Below are 14293 nucleotides of genomic sequence, written 5' to 3'. Positions count from 1 at the left end.
AGCAGGCTCCTACTCGACGGAGATGCGAACCACGTCGAAGGCCGGGGTCTGGTTCGCCCGCTGCATCATCGGGAGGCGGTGCGACCCGTCGCCGGCCCACACCGCGCACTGGGCGGTGCCGGCCGGTAGGCCGCTCACCGTGATGTTCACGGTGTCCGGGGCCTCGCCGCCGCCGTTGTCCTGGGTGGCCAGGAAGAACTCCGGGGCCGGTGCCGCGTCGGGCGCCTCATCGGTGCTCTCGAGCATGCGGCAGGCCGTGTGGAAGTGGCCGCGCTGGATGCCGTCGTCGTTGAGGAACGAGCTCTCCCGGTAGTAGCCGCCTGCGGCGGCGCCGAGGAAGCGGTCGCGGACGAGGTTGCGGGTGCTCACCGAGATCGTGAACTCCTGGTCGACGGCCACGGTCTGCGGGGCGTCCGTGATGAGCAGCGACGGGCTGTCATCCTCCGCCGGGACCTCGCCGAAGGAGGTCGAGACGCAGGCCGGTGCCACCTCGAACCCGGTGTGCGGTTCCAGCCTGCTGTTGGTGCAGTCCGTGCCGAGGACGTCGAGCTCGTCGTTGTCGTCGTCCCCGTTCTCCTCGTTCTCCTTGTTCTCCTCGTCGGCGGGAGGCGCCTTCCGCTCCTCGTCGCGGCCGTTCCCCGGGTCGTTCTCGTCGCGTGCGTCGTCCCCGTCGTTCTGCGCCGGGGACTCGTCCTCCGAGGCGTTTCCGTCCTCGGCGGGGTCATCGTCGCCATCGGAGCCGCCGGGCTGCTCCTCGTCGGCGCCGCCCCCCTCGTCGGCTCCGCCCTCCTCGTCGGCTCCGCCCTCCACGGCGGTGCCGTCCTCGTCGTCGACCGGCTCAGCAGCGTCGGCACCACCAACTTCCACCGTGGCCTGGGCGGAGTCGCCGCTGTCGGCGAGTGCGGTTCCGCACGCGGTGGGGAGGAGCGTCACCACGACGGCTGCAGCGCAGAGCGCGATCTTGCGAGCGCTCGAGGGACGCCGGGCGGTGCTGTACGGGGACATGGGTCCTCAGTTCGGGATACGGGGCGCGGCGGCCGGCGTGGAAGCACGGCCGCCGCGCTCCGATGCGTTCTTCTTCTACTGAACCGTGATGCGGACTGCGTCGAATGCCGGAGTCTGGTTCGCCCGCTGCATCATCGGGGTCCGGTGGGAACCGTCGCCGGCCCACGACGCGCACTGGACGGTGCCCGCGGTGTCTATGCCGGGCACGGTGATCTCCACCGTGTCCGGGGCCGCACCGCCGCCGTTGTCCTGCGTGGCGACGAAGAACTCCGGAGCCGGTTCCGCGTCGGGCGCCTCGGCAACGCTCTCGAGCACCCGGCACGCCGTGTGGAAGTGGCCGCGCTGGAGGCCGTCACCGTTCAGGAACGAGCTCTCCAGGTAGTAGCCACCCGCGGCAGCGCCGAGGAAGCGGTCGCGGACGAGGTTGCGGGTGCTCACCGCGATGGTGAAGTCCTCGCCGACGGCCACGGTCTGCGGGGCCTCCGTGATGAGCAGCGAGGGGCTGTTCTCCTCCGCCGCGACCTCACCGAAGGAGGTCGAGACGCAGGCCGGTGCAACCTCGAACCCGGTGTGCGGTTCCAGCTGGCTGTTGGTGCAGTCCGTGCCGAGGACGTCGAGCCCGTTGTTGCCCTCGTTGCCGCCTTCGTTGGGGGGCGGAGGCGGCTCCACGCCGCCGTCCGGCTTGCCGGGTCGACCGCCGGCCTGGCCGCCCTCCTGCCCGCGACCGTCGCCGATGTCTCGGCCGCCCCGGCCATCGCCCCGGCCGCCCCGGCCGTCGTTGTCCCGGCCGCGGTCTCGGCCGCGCAGCTGGGCCACCTCACCTTCCTCGGGCGGGGGTGCCTCGGCAACGGGGTCGGCCGGCTCGGCGCCTTCCTCAGCGGCGCCTTCCTCCGCGGCGGGGTCGTCCGCGGCGGCGTCGTCCTCGTCGGCCAGCGGCTCAGCTGCAGCCACGCCGCCGACCTCCACGACTTCGGGAGCCTCGTCGGCCGCGTAGGCGGAGCTGCACGCGGTGGGTAGCAGGGTCACAACGAGAGCGGCGGCGCAAAGACCGATCTTTCGCCGTGTCGAGAAATATCGAGCAGTACTGCTCGGGGACATGGGTCCTCCGTTCGGGGATCGGGGACAGGCACACCGGCGGACGAGCCGCCGGTGCTGCGGCGCGAAGAGCGGGGAGCTAGCGCCGCGTTGAGTGCCGTGCTCGACGGGAGCGCGGCATCCGGTGGGAACCGGACGTGGAGACGGATCGGTGCGAGTCCGAGTCGCTGACGGCGCGGTGGGAGCCGCTGTCGCTGACCGCGGTGGCGTTGCGGGTCTTCGTGAAGGTGGCGTGTGCGCCGGAGTCCGGGGACAGGCGGTAGGCGCCGCTGTCCGTGAGCGTGGCCACGGGGACGTCGCTGATCACGGAGATCGGGCCGGTGTCGTCGATGCTCATGCTCCGCGGTGCCGGGATCGCGGCCACCGCGGTGAGTTCGGGGAGACGCGCGGCGGGACGCGAGATCGAGGGCTCGGGGACGGTGACGCGCTGGCGGCGGCTGGGCGTCGACCGGCTGCGCAGGCCCCAGACCAGGGCGATGGCGGCGAGCAGCGCGGCGATGAACACGAGGAACGGCACGAGCAGGTCGCTCGTGTCCGTGCCCCCGCCGAGCAGGCCGGGGCCGTGGTGGGGCAGTGCGGAGTAGTCGACCAGCCCGGTGCTCTCCAGGTACTGGTGGTGGCGGGTGACGAACTCGTTGCCCGTCTCGGCGAACTGCCGGATGAGGTCGTTCTGCGTGCCGCTGCGCACCTCGGAGATGACCGGGAGGATCATCCCGTGCGCCTCGCGCACGATCTGGACGAACGTGCGGTCGTACTCCGAGCCGGTCTTCGACGTGATCTCGGACATCCAGCCCATCTGCTGGGCGTTCGGCCCGCTCGGCAGCGGAACACCGAGCTGGTCGGCGACCTTGCGCACCTCCTCGTCGAGCTGGGCGTGTTCCTCGGCGAGCTTGCGACCGACCTCACGCACCTCGGCGCTGGTGGCCATCTGCTCGGCCTGCTGCCCGGTCGGGCCTTCCCAGAGCCCGGCCAACCGGACCTTGATGAGCAGGTCGCGGTCGGCGGGCCCGAGTGGGCCCCACTGGGTCTGGGTCCAGCCACTCGTGCCGGGCGCCCCGGTTGCCCAGGACTGGTACACCGAGGCGGAGACGGCGAGCAGAACCGTGACGATCACGGCAGCACGGAGTATTCGGGGGATCCGGCGGAGCATGGGGGCCTTCCTCTTGGGGAGCGAGGGGGGAGCTGGGGGAGCGCTCGCTCAAGCCATGTCGAACTGTTCGGTGTGCACGTGGTCCGCAGGAGCGCCGAGGATGTCGAGGGCGCTGACGGCATCGCTGACGAGGGCGGGTGGGCCGCAGATGAAGTAGTCCACTTCAGTGGGGTGGTGGGCGCGGCCGACCACCATCGAGAGCAGCTCTGCGCTGACGTCGCCGGTGGGTCCCGACCAGCCCTCCACCGGCCGACGCAGCACCTCGGTGACCTCGAGGTCGAGTACGCCCCTCAGCTCGGCGAGCTCGGCCCGGAACAACAGGTCCTCCGGCTTGCTCGCGACGACGATGAGGCGGTAGGTCCGCGGATCGCGCCTGTGGGCGGCGGTGCGCAGCATGCTCATCATCGGGGTGATGCCGACACCGCCGGCGATCATGACGAAGCATGCTGACGTCTCGACGTCGTTGGTGAAGGCGCCGTGCGGACCGTCCACCCACACGGTGGCGCCGATGGGGAGGCGGCGCAGCGCGCGGGTGAAGTCACCGGTGTGGCGGATCGTGAACTCGGTGGCGTCCGAGTGGGCGCTCGACGCGATCGTGAACGGGTGCTCCTGGGCCATCACGGAGCGGTCCAGGCGGATCCAGGCGAACTGGCCGGGGGCGAACGCCCAGGACGTCGCCGGCCGGCCGTCACGGCTGCACGGGACGAGGACCAGCGTGCTCACCGTGTGGTTCTCGCGCCGGATGTCGCGGACGACGAACTCGGTGGACGGGTCGAACATCGGGCGCCACACCCAGCGGTGCCCGAACACGATCCCCAGCGCCAGTGCGATCAGCGTGAGCATCGGGCCGATCACGGCATCGCGCATGAGCTGGTCGAGCAGCCAGACGTGCAGGGCCGCGGCGACGAGCGCGGTGGCTGCGAGCGTGACGTGCGACCACTTCCACAGCTCGTACGACAACCGGGCCTGGTTCCGCAGCACGGTCAGCCCGGCCAGCGCGACGAGCGCGAGCGTCGAGATGGTGGCCGCCTTCGCCCGACCCGGAGCGGTGGTGAGGTCGAGCAGGGTGATGTTGGACGGGCTGGCGGCCACCACGCAGGCGAGGTGGGCGAACACCAGCGCCGCGGTGGTCACGCCGAAGAAGCGGTGCACGTCGATCACCGACTCGATGCCGAACGCGCGGTTCAGCGAGCGCAGTCGGGACGGCAGCACGGCCGCGCAGACGAGTGCCGAGAGCGCGAGCAGACCGGTGAGAACCGAGAGCCGGTGCCAGAACCCACCGGACGACGACAGCGCGAGGTAGGCGAGCGAGGGGGCGCTTATGATCACCCCGAGCCCGCCCAACCACGTTGCACGCAGTAGCCGCTGGTCCATGGCCGGTGACCGTAAGAGGGTGGTTGCGTTGTGGTTGCGAAGCTGAGAGTGCAGTGGGCCGGAAGCGGCTTCGGGCGCGACGAGCGGCGCCGGATTGCCCCGGATGCCCTAACGATTGGACCGAACGCGACGTAACGCCTTCAGGGAGTGACCGCTCCTCCTTGCAATGCGGAGGCATCGGGCCGCTCGTCGACGGCGCCGAACCGCAGGGGGCCGTCACCGCGCGCGAGCGGGCCCGATGACGCGCCGGGCGGTTCGCCGACCGGGCGAGCCGTGATCGCTTTGAGACGACACGCCGCCGCGACCGTTCGGCTCATTCCCAGGCCGGGAGCATGACGCACCCGCGGAGATCACGCTCGGGTCACGGCACTCGGGTCGAGCAGGGTCCGCACAGCGGCGGCCGCCACCCCCTCAGGTGCACCTCGGAGGCGCGGTGCGCGCGGGGCCGGGGCACGATCGTCGCGTGAGCGACGTGGAGGAGCTGGCCGGGCCGAGCGAGTGGGCCGCGCCGGGGCAGGTCGGGGTGGGGCCGTGGCCGGGTGGCCCGGCATCGTGGCCCCAGGACCCCCGGTACGACCCCGAGCTGCTCGAGCACGGCGACGCGCGCAACGTCGTGGACGCGTACCGGTACTGGCGCCGCGACGCGGTGGCCGCGGACCTGGTGCGTCGTGCACACCCCTTCCACGTCGCCATCGAGAACTTCGGCCACGACCACAACATCGGCACGGTGGTGCGCACGGCCAATGCGTTCGCCGCCGCGGGTGTCCACATCGTCGGACGCAGGCGGTGGAACCGGCGTGGCGCGATGGTGACCGACCGCTACCTGCGGGTTCATCATCACGAGGACGTGGAAGCCCTCGCGGATTTCGCGAACACCCACAACCTCGCCGTGGTGGCTGTGGACAACACCCCGGGAGCCGAGCGGATCGAGACCGCGCGACTGCCACGGGAATGCGTGCTGCTCTTCGGTCAGGAGGGCCCGGGCGTCACGGGCGAAGCCCGGGCCGCCGCCGCGCTGACCGTCTCGATCGCGCAGTTCGGCTCCACCCGGTCGATCAACGCGGGGGTGGCGGCGGGCATCGCCATGCACGCCTGGGTCCGGCAGCACGCCGACCTCGACGCCGCCTGGTGAACGGCGGCCGCCGCGCGCTCGCCGTGGTCTGCGCAGCGGCCGCGGCGGCTGTGAGGACCGCGATCGGCGCGCCGGCCTCCCGGGCGGGGGCCGGTCAGACCGGTGTCAGCTCGTCGGCCGGCACCACGAGCAGCGCCGGAACCGGCGGCGCCCCTGGCGCGCGGTACAGGTCGTTGGCCACGAAGAGCCAGTCGGCCGACTCGGGGAACGTGAGCAGGTGGACGTCGCCGTTGTGCAGGCGGACCCGCTCGCCCGGTGCGAGTCCGCGGCCCAGGCGGACCAGCTCGCCCAGGTCGTTGAGCACTCGTGCGGCAACGGCGGGAGGGGTGGCGAAGAGGATGAGCTCGGGGTGGCCGAAGCCGGACAGACCGATCGTGTAGACGTACGACGGGCCGTCCTCGTCGCCGGGCATGGGCTGCAGTGCCCAGCCGTGGCGACGGATCGTGTCGCGCTGCCAGGCGCCGTACTGGTCGGCCTGGTGGGTGGATGCGGTGTGCTCCATGTCTCGAACATACATTCGATCCCTGACAAAAACGATGAGGGTCATGCTCGCGGGTTTGTAGTCTCCGGTCGTGCCGACCGACCGACAGACGCTCGTCTTCGACGCCGACGACACCCTCTGGGAGAACAACGTCCTGTTCGAGCGGGTGATCGACGCCTACCTCGACTGGCTCGCCCACCCCACCCTCGACCGAGCCGCCACCCGGGCCGTGCTGGACGAGGTCGAGCGGGCGAACGTCGTCGTGCACGGGTACGGCACCGCGAGCTTCCTGCGCAGCCTGCACGACTGCTTCGAGCGGCTGAGCGAGCGTCCGGCCGGCCCGGCGGAGGCGCGGGAGATCGAGGAGCTCGCTGCGGCGCTCGTGTCGCACGAGGTGGAGCTCGTGCCCGGCGTCGCGGAGACGCTCACCGAGCTCGGCGGCCGCCACGACCTCATGATGCTCACGAAGGGCGACCCGGCCGAGCAGCAGCGCAAGATCGACGCCTCCGGTCTCGCCCACCACTTCGCGAGCGTGCACATCGTGGCCGAGAAGCACGCGGGCGCCTACCGCTCGCTCGTCGCGGAGCAGGGCCTCGTGCCGGACGCCACGTGGATGATCGGCAACTCGCCGCGATCGGACATCCTGCCGGCGCGCGCAGCCGGCCTGAACGCCGTCTTCATCCCCAACCAGCACACGTGGGTGCTGGAGCACGACGAGCTCGATCCCACCGACGAGGGCGTGCTGCACCTGGAGCACTTCCGCGCGCTGACGGAGCACTTCTGATGGCCGTCGACCCGCGCGTGGACCCGGCTGTGTCGGTCGTGTTCGTGTGTCACGACGGCCACGGGCGGGTGCTGCTGGCCCGGCGGGGTGCGGGCGCCCGCGACGAGCCCGGCACCTGGGACACCGGCGCCGGAGCCCTCGAACACGGCGAGTCGTTCGCCGACGCCGTCCGCCGGGAGGTGCGCGAGGAGTACACGGCCGATGCGCTCGACGTCGAGACGATCGACGTCCGCAACGTCCTGCGGGCCGGCTCGCACTGGGTGGCCGTCCTCAACGCCGTGCGCGTGGACCCGGAGGCCGCGGCGATCGGGGAGCCGCACAAGTTCGACGAGCTGGGCTGGTTCCCGCTCGACGCGCTGCCCTCTCCCCTGCACTCGCAGCTCCCGGCGACGATCGAGGCGTTCGCGAGGTGGGTTCGGAGCAACGGCTGAACGCCGTCGGACAGCGGGATCTCGGCGTCGGCGACGGGAGCTCCCCGGTCCCGGACATCGGGCAGACTGGCCGGATGGCTCCCGGGGGCGTCGACTGGAGGGCGCGGGCGGGCATCGCCGAGCGCGCTGTCGTCCGCCGGCACGTGCGCCGCGTCGGTGGCGTGCTTCCGGGCACCCGGATCGGGCGGGTCCGCTGGCCCCGCCGCCCGCCTGCCTCGCTCGTGCCGTGGCACTACTGGTGGCAGGCCCACCTGCTCGACTGCCTGCTCGACGCGCAGCTGCGGGCCCCGAGCCGGTCGCGGGCCACGGCCATCGCGGCGCTCGCCCGCAGCGTGCGGCTGCGCAACGGGTGGTCCTGGCTCAACCGCTACTACGACGACATCGCGTGGCTCGGCCTCGCCCTGCAGCGAGCGGGCACCCTGGTCGGGCGGTCCGGCCCGTCCGCGCTGCCCAGGATCATGCACCGGCTGCACGACGGGTGGAGCGAGAGCGGCGGCGGCGGGATCTGGTGGCGCCGCGACGACGACTTCAAGGCGGCCCCTGCCAACGGCCCGGCGGCCATCCTGCTGGCGCGCGACGGGCAGTGCGCGTTCGCCGCTGCCATCACCGACTGGATGGCCGAGACGCTCCTGGACCCCGCGTCCGGGCTGGTCCGCGACGGTGTGCGGATCGCGGCCGACGGCACCGTGCGCGCCGTCGAGCCGCACATCTACACCTACAACCAGGGCGTCTACCTCGGGGCGTGCGTGGAGCTCGCCGCCCGCGACGGCCACCAGCGCTGGACCGACCGGGCGCTCGCCGTCGTCGACGCCGTGCGGCAGCGGCTCGCCGGGCCCGGCGGCGTGCTGCCCGGGGCGGGCGGGGGCGACGGTGGCCTCTTCGCCGGCATCACGGCCCGCTACCTCGCCGACGCCGCCCTGCGCGTCCCCGAGCTGGCCGTCGCCGCGCGCGAGCTGGTGTTCGCCAACGCGGAGGCGGTCTGGAAGGGGCGGGCCGAGATCGGCGGCGGCCCGGTCTTCTCGGCCGAGTGGCGCGACCCGGCCCCCGAGCCGCGGGCCGGGCTGCCGGAGGCCGACCTGTCGGTGCAGCTGTCCGGCTGGATGCTCCTGGAGGCCGCCGCCCGCCTGCAGGAGGCCTGAGGCCGGCTGCGGGTCGCGGTGGGAGTGCGTGCCTCAGGCGGCGTCGCGCAGGTCGGGGCGGTCCTCCGGGTGCGGTGCGGTCTCGTCCACGGGCTTGCGCACGTCCTGCAGGTACCGGTAGAGGCCGTAGCCGCTGCCGACGACGAAGAACCCGACGGCGAGGATCGTGGCCGCCTCCTTGAGCCACGGGACGCTCTCGAGGAGGCCTGCGCCGTAGTAGCCGAGCATGATCAGCGTGGGCACCCACAGGAGCGCGCCGACGGCGTTGGCCAGGATGTAGCGGCGGTTGTCCATGCGGGCAGCGCCGGCGACCATCGGGGCGAGGGTGCGCACCCACGGCAGCCAGCGGGCCACCACGATGGCCCAGAAGCCCCAGCGGTCGAAGAACGCGGCGGCCCGGTCGAGGTTGGTGCGGTTGAGGATGCGGCCCTCCCGCCGGGCGAGCATGCGGGTGCCCGCGTAGCGGCCGACGAGGTAGCCCACCTGGTTGCCCGCCACGGCCACGGCCGCCGCCACGAACCCGAGCGTCCACGCGCTGGTCTCGTGGGCGCCGTTGGCGAGCACGACTCCGGCCGCCAGCAGGAGGGAGTCGCCGGGCAGGAACATCCCGACGATGAACGCGCACTCGAGGAAGACGAAGACGAGGACGACGGCCCACACCGTGATCGGGCCCGCCTGGTCGAGCGGGCCGGCGAGGGCGAGCTGCGGCAGCACGTCGGTCACGGGACTCCAGACTAGGCGGCTTCCCCGACGGTCGTCGGCGCTCGGCCGGGCGTTACGCCGCCTGCCTGCCCGGCTTGCGCCGCGCGCGCAGCAGTTCGACGAAGATCGGCAGCACCGAGAGCGCGACGATGAGGATCAGCATCAGCTCGATGTTCGCGCGCACGAACGCGAACTGGCCCAGCCAGAAGCCGAGGACGGTGACGCCCGCGGCCCACACGACGCCGCCGATCACGGAGTAGGTGAAGTAGCGGCGCGCGTCCATCCGGCCGACACCGGCCATGACCGTGATGAAGGTGCGCACGATCGGCACGAACCGCGCGAGCACGATGGCGCGGTTGCCGTACTTGTCGAAGAAGCCCTGTGTCTTCACGACGTGCTCGGGCTTGAACAAGCGGGACTGCGGCTTGTCGAAGATCGCCGGCCCCGCCTTGTACCCCACCCAGTAACCGGTGGCGTTGCCGATGACGGCGGCGGCCACCAGGATCGTGCACACCAGCCACAGCGGTGCGTCGATCGCGCCCTGCGCGACGAAGAGCCCCGCGGTGAACAGCAGCGAGTCACCGGGCAGGAAGAAGCCGAGCAGCAGGCCGCACTCCGCGAAGATGATCAGAGCGAGGCCCACGAGCGCCCACGGCCCGAGCCACGAGATGATCGTGTCGGGCTGCAGCCACTCCGGGCCGAGTGCGAGGGTCACGCCGACGACGGTACCGGTCACCCCAGCGGGAGCAGCACGCCCGGGGCGAGCAGGGACAGCAGTGCGAGCGCCGCGCCGAGTGCTGTGCCCCCGAGCAGGGCGAGCAGCAGGGCCGTGCCGGTGCTCGTGCCGGAACGCAGGGACACCGGGCGCCCGGGGCGCGTGGTGCCCCTGCCGCCCGTGCCCCTCGCTCTGGCCTGCAGCGCTTCGGCGAGCCGCCGCTCGGACTCGTCGGTCGCGGTCACGCAACCCATGGTGCCGTAAAAGGGCACGTGTGGTGGATCTGGGTCGATGGGCGGCGGGCCTGAGGCCTGGTTCTAAGCGCGCGAACCCATCACCCGCGCGACGGCGTCGAGGGCCCGGCTGGCCGTGGACTTGACCGTGCCGCGGCTGATCCCGGTGGCCTCGGCGATCTCGGCCTCGGACAGGCCGCCGTAGTAGCGCAGCACCAGGACCTCCCGCTGCCGGGGCGGCAGCGTGGAGAGCGCGTCGACCACGGCCTGGTGCTCGGCGGAGAGCAGCGCGAGCGACTCGGCCGAGCGGGCGTTGACCTGGTGCGGGGGCACGTAGTCGCGCGCGGTGCGCCTGCGCCGCAGCACCGAGCGCGAGCCGTTGACGACCGCGGTGCGCAGGTAGCCGACGGCCGCGGCCTCGTCGCGCAGTCCCGACCAGTGCCGGTGCAACCCGGCGAACGCCTCCTGCACGACGTCCTCCGCCGTGCTCGGGTCGTCGACGAGCAGGATGGCGAGGCGGACCATCCGCATGCGGTGGTCGCGGTAGAGGTCGGAGATCGTGAGGGGGGCGCCCGGTGCGTGGGCGTGCTCGGGCCGCGCGTCGAGGCGTCGCAGTCGCGACAGCGTGGCCTCGACGGCATTTCCCCCGCCATCCCGCAGCACCTCACCAAGACTAGTGGGCGCCGCCGACGGGGACGACGAGCGGGCCGTGCGGGATACTGCTGCCGAAAGCAGCGAGTCGAGGAGGGTCAGCCGTGCCGATCGCCACCCCCGAGATCTACAACGAGATGCTGGACAAGGCCAAGAGCGGTGAGTTCGCCTACCCGGCCATCAACGTCACGAGCTCGGAGACGCTGAACGCCGCGCTGCGGGGCTTCGCCGAGGCGGAGAGCGACGGCATCGTGCAGTTCTCCACCGGCGGGGCGGAGTTCGCCTCCGGCGGCAAGGTCAAGGACATGGTCACGGGTGCCGTGGCGCTGGCCGAGTTCGCCCACGTGGTCGCGAAGAAGTACCCGGTCAACATCGCGCTGCACACCGACCACTGCCCGAAGGACAAGCTCGACAGTTACGTCCGCCCGCTGATCGCCATCAGCCAGGAGCGGGTCGACCGGGGCGAGAACCCGCTGTTCCAGTCGCACATGTGGGACGGCTCGGCCACCGAGCTGCACGAGAACCTGCGGATCGCCGCCGAGCTGCTCGACAGCGCGGTCAAGGCGAAGATCATCCTCGAGGTCGAGATCGGGGTCGTCGGCGGTGAGGAGGACGGCGTCGCCAACGACATCAACGAGAAGCTCTACACCGCGCCCGGTGACTACGAGGACACGGTCGAGGCCCTCGGCGGCGGTGAGAAGGGCCGGTACCTGCTCGCGGCCACCTTCGGCAACGTGCACGGCGTCTACAAGCCGGGCAACGTCAAGCTCCGCCCGGAGATCCTGAAGCAGGGCCAGGAGGTCGCCACCGCCAAGCTGGGGCTGCCGGAGGGCTCGAAGCCGTTCGACCTGGTCTTCCACGGCGGGTCGGGTTCGCTGCTCGAGGAGATCCACGAGGCCGTGGGCTACGGCGTCGTCAAGATGAACATCGACACCGACACCCAGTACGCCTTCACCCGCCCCATCGCCGCGCACATGTTCACCAACTACGACGGCGTGCTGAAGGTCGACGGCGAGGTGGGCAACAAGAAGGTCTACGACCCGCGCTCGTACATGAAGGCCGCCGAGGCCGCCATGGCAGAGCGGGTGCGCCTCGCCTGCGAGAACCTCAAGTCGACGGGCACCACTCTCCGATGAGCCTGCAAGGGAACCTGTTGGGACCGGAGCCGACGCTGCTGCCCGTCGACCCGGCCGCCGCGGAGCTCGACCGGGGCACCGCCGCGGCCGACGTGGCCGCGGCGCACCCGACGTCGAGCCTCGCCTGGGCGGTGCTCGCCGAGGGCGCGCTCGACGGCGGGGAGACGATCGCGGGATACGCGTACGCGCGCACCGGCTACCACCGCGGGCTCGACCAGCTGCGCCGTTCGGGCTGGAAGGGGTTCGGCCCGGTGCCGTGGTCGCACGAGCCCAACCGGGGCTTCCTGCGGGCACTCGCCGCCCTCCACAAGGCCGCCGCGGCGATCGGGGAGGCGGACGAGGCGGAGCGTTGCCGCGTCTTCCTATCCGACTCCGACCCCGAGGCGGCCGCCGCGCTCGGCCTCGCCTGAGGCGATGCCAGCGGCCACCCGGCTACGCGCGCGGCTCGCCGCCGGCGGTCGCAGGCTCCAGGTGTCGGCGCTGCCGATCGCGCAGTGCGCCGTCGCCGCCGGCATCGCGTGGTTCGTCGCGAACAGCGTGGTGGGGCACGCCCGGCCGTTCTTCGCGCCGATCGCCGCCGTGATCGCGCTCGGCGTCTCGCTCGGCAGCCGGCTGCGCCGGGCTGCGGAGCTGGTCGTCGGTGTGAGCCTCGGCGTGCTCGTCGGGGACCTGCTGATCTCGCAGATCGGCAGCGGCGCGTGGCAGATCGTGCTCGTCGTCGCGCTCGCGATGGCCACAGCGGTATTCGTGGACGGGGCCGCGCTGCTCGTCGCCCAGGCCGGGTCGTCCGCGGTGCTGGTGGCCACGCTCCTCCCGCCGGGCGACGTCAGCGGGTTCGACCGCTGCATCGACGCCCTGATCGGTGGCGCCGTCGGGCTACTGGTGGCCGGGGTGTTGCCGTCGGACCCGGTCGGCCCGGTCCGCCGCGAGGCGCGTGTGCTGCTCGACGAGCTGGCCGCGGTGCTCGCCGAGACCGCGGAGGCGTTGCGGAAGCGCGACGCGGAGGCCGCGTCCGCGGCGCTCGCGCGGGCCCGGGCCAGCCAGCCGCTGATCGACGAGCTGCGCGGCGCGCTGCGGGGCGGCCACGAGGTCACCCGGGTCTCGCCGCTGCTGCGCCGTCGCCGCCGGGTGCTCGCCCGGTTCGCGGAGCTGGCCGAGCGGGCCGACTACGCCATGCGGAACGCCCGCGTGCTCGTGCGCCGCACCTACACCGCGGTGTGCGACGACGAGCCGGCCGCACCCGAGCTGGCCGACGTCCTGAACGAGCTGGCCGCCGCCGTCCGGACGCTGACCGGGCAGCTGGGCCGTGACGGGGACCGGGAGCTGGCCCGGGAACCGGCGGTCGACGTCGTGCACCACGCCAGGGCGCTCACGAGCAGGTTCGACCCCGGCCCGTCGGAGGTGGTGATCGTGGCGCAGGTGCGCTCGATCGCGCTGGACCTGCTGCAGGCCACGGGGATGTCCCGGGCGGAGGCGCTCGCCGCGATGCGCAACGGGGACGACTGACGCCGCCGTCCGGGTGGTCCTACCGCTGGACCTGCACGATCGGGAACCATTCCACCCTGATCGACGTTCCTCGCCCGTGCATCTGCTCGTGCGCTGGTTGCTCGCCCCACTCGCCCGGTTCATCTACCGCCCGGTGGTGCACGGTGCGGAGTTCGTGCCGCGGGAGGGTCCCGTGATCCTGGCATCCAACCACCGCGCCGCCGTCGACACCGCGGTGATCGCGTTGACGGCCGGGCGGCCGGTGTCGTTCCTGGGCAAGGCGGAGTACTTCGTCGGCAAGGGGCTGCGGGGGCGTGCGCTGGCGTCGTTCCTGTCGGCACTGGGGTACGTGCCCGTCGACCGCGCGAACGCGAAGGCCGGGCTGGCCGCCCTGCACGCGGCACGCGAGGTCCTCGACGCGGGCGGCGCGTTCGCGATCTACCCGGAGGGCACGCGCTCGCTGGACGGCCGGCTGCACCGCGGGCACACCGGCGTGGCCAGCCTGGCGCTCGCCACCGGCGCACCCGTCGTGCCGGTCGGGCTGATCGGCACCGAGCGGGTGCAGCCGGTGGGCAAGCGGTTGCCCCGGCTGCACCGGGTGGTCGTCCGGTTCGGGCAGCCGCTCGACTTCAGCCGGTACGAGGGCCTCGAGGGCTCCAGCGCGATCCGCCGCGCTGCCACCGACGAGGTGATGGACGCGATCGCGCGGCTGTCGCACCAGGAGTACGTCGACACCTACCACGAGCGCCCCGCCGCCTAGCCCGTCCAGGTGGTCGAGCG

General features: G+C 72.6%; 17 protein-coding genes. 8 read left to right on the top strand and 9 right to left on the bottom strand.

Features of this window, described 5'->3' with window-relative positions:
* Nucleotides 1–9 precede the first annotated feature (9 nt).
* The 4 genes from FB388_RS36015 to FB388_RS36000 all read right to left on the bottom strand — a co-directional run bounded on the left by FB388_RS36015 (nt 10) and on the right by FB388_RS36000 (nt 4624).
* Nucleotides 10–1005: an ICP22 family protein gene (locus FB388_RS36015; RefSeq protein ID WP_142107133.1), complete on the bottom strand. Its 996-nt coding sequence runs from the start codon at nt 1003–1005 to the stop codon at nt 10–12.
* Between the two features lie 75 nt (nt 1006–1080).
* Entirely contained in the window at nt 1081–2031 is a 951-nt protein-coding gene (locus FB388_RS36010; RefSeq protein WP_142107132.1) for a Pecanex-like protein 1, read from the bottom strand.
* A 148-nt stretch (nt 2032–2179) separates the two neighbouring features.
* Nucleotides 2180–3214, bottom strand: coding sequence for a DUF4142 domain-containing protein (locus FB388_RS36005; RefSeq protein WP_170225993.1), 1035 nt, complete (start codon nt 3212–3214; stop codon nt 2180–2182).
* An 84-nt stretch (nt 3215–3298) separates the two neighbouring features.
* Complete coding sequence (locus FB388_RS36000) at nt 3299–4624, bottom strand: ferredoxin reductase family protein (protein ID WP_142107130.1); 1326 nt, start codon at nt 4622–4624, stop codon at nt 3299–3301.
* Between the two features lie 472 nt (nt 4625–5096).
* On the opposite strand from FB388_RS36000, the gene FB388_RS35995 reads away from it, so the two are divergent.
* Nucleotides 5097–5756 (top strand): TrmH family RNA methyltransferase, encoded by a 660-nt coding sequence (locus FB388_RS35995; RefSeq protein WP_142107739.1) that lies wholly within the window; start codon nt 5097–5099, stop codon nt 5754–5756.
* Nucleotides 5757–5850: 94 nt separating this feature from the next.
* On the opposite strand, the gene FB388_RS35990 is transcribed toward FB388_RS35995, so the two are convergent.
* Complete coding sequence (locus tag FB388_RS35990; RefSeq protein ID WP_170225992.1) at nt 5851–6258, bottom strand: DUF4262 domain-containing protein; 408 nt, start codon at nt 6256–6258, stop codon at nt 5851–5853.
* Between the two features lie 70 nt (nt 6259–6328).
* On the opposite strand from FB388_RS35990, the gene FB388_RS35985 reads away from it, so the two are divergent.
* From FB388_RS35985 to FB388_RS35975, 3 genes are all read left to right on the top strand, one after another.
* Complete coding sequence (locus FB388_RS35985) at nt 6329–7021, top strand: HAD family hydrolase (RefSeq protein WP_142107128.1); 693 nt, start codon at nt 6329–6331, stop codon at nt 7019–7021.
* Nucleotides 7021–7452 carry an NUDIX domain-containing protein gene (locus tag FB388_RS35980; RefSeq protein ID WP_142107127.1) on the top strand — a complete coding sequence of 144 codons (432 nt, stop codon included), beginning with the start codon at nt 7021–7023 and terminating at the stop codon, nt 7450–7452. The genes FB388_RS35985 and FB388_RS35980 overlap by 1 nt, the downstream gene beginning before the upstream one ends.
* A 74-nt stretch (nt 7453–7526) precedes the next feature.
* Nucleotides 7527–8591, top strand: a complete 1065-nt coding sequence (locus tag FB388_RS35975; RefSeq protein ID WP_142107126.1) for a glycoside hydrolase family 76 protein — start codon at nt 7527–7529, stop codon at nt 8589–8591.
* 33 nt (nt 8592–8624) lie between these two features.
* Here the strand turns inward: FB388_RS35975 and FB388_RS35970 are convergent, their stop codons facing one another.
* The 4 genes from FB388_RS35970 to FB388_RS35955 all read right to left on the bottom strand — a co-directional run bounded on the left by FB388_RS35970 (nt 8625) and on the right by FB388_RS35955 (nt 10904).
* Nucleotides 8625–9314: a DedA family protein gene (locus FB388_RS35970; protein WP_246122707.1), complete on the bottom strand. Its 690-nt coding sequence runs from the start codon at nt 9312–9314 to the stop codon at nt 8625–8627.
* A 52-nt stretch (nt 9315–9366) separates the two neighbouring features.
* The gene (locus tag FB388_RS35965) at nt 9367–10008 is read right to left on the bottom strand and encodes a DedA family protein (RefSeq protein WP_246122705.1); all 642 of its coding nucleotides are present in this window, start codon (nt 10006–10008) and stop codon (nt 9367–9369) included.
* Nucleotides 10009–10025: 17 nt separating this feature from the next.
* Nucleotides 10026–10253 carry a hypothetical protein gene (locus tag FB388_RS35960; RefSeq protein WP_142107124.1) on the bottom strand — a complete coding sequence of 76 codons (228 nt, stop codon included), beginning with the start codon at nt 10251–10253 and terminating at the stop codon, nt 10026–10028.
* 72 nt (nt 10254–10325) lie between these two features.
* Nucleotides 10326–10904, bottom strand: a complete 579-nt coding sequence (locus FB388_RS35955; RefSeq protein WP_142107123.1) for a SigE family RNA polymerase sigma factor — start codon at nt 10902–10904, stop codon at nt 10326–10328.
* A gap of 92 nt (nt 10905–10996) precedes the next feature.
* On the opposite strand from FB388_RS35955, the gene fbaA reads away from it, so the two are divergent.
* From fbaA to FB388_RS35935, 4 genes are all read left to right on the top strand, one after another.
* Nucleotides 10997–12028 (top strand): class II fructose-bisphosphate aldolase, encoded by a 1032-nt coding sequence (gene fbaA, locus FB388_RS35950; protein ID WP_142107122.1) that lies wholly within the window; start codon nt 10997–10999, stop codon nt 12026–12028.
* Entirely contained in the window at nt 12025–12438 is a 414-nt protein-coding gene (locus tag FB388_RS35945; protein ID WP_142107121.1) for a DUF3151 domain-containing protein, read from the top strand. Before fbaA ends, FB388_RS35945 begins: the two co-directional genes overlap by 4 nt.
* Before the next feature lie 4 nt (nt 12439–12442).
* Nucleotides 12443–13534: an FUSC family protein gene (locus FB388_RS35940; protein WP_142107120.1), complete on the top strand. Its 1092-nt coding sequence runs from the start codon at nt 12443–12445 to the stop codon at nt 13532–13534.
* Nucleotides 13535–13610: 76 nt separating this feature from the next.
* A complete protein-coding gene (locus FB388_RS35935; RefSeq protein ID WP_142107119.1) occupies nt 13611–14273 on the top strand; it encodes a lysophospholipid acyltransferase family protein in 663 nt (220 codons plus the stop codon).
* Nucleotides 14274–14293 lie beyond the last annotated feature (20 nt).

The organism is Pseudonocardia cypriaca (genome assembly GCF_006717045.1).
Taxonomy (GTDB): Bacteria; Actinomycetota; Actinomycetes; order Mycobacteriales; family Pseudonocardiaceae; genus Pseudonocardia; species Pseudonocardia cypriaca.
The sequence above is the reverse complement of the archived record's forward strand: the minus strand, read 5'-3'. Positions and strand labels throughout refer to the sequence as shown.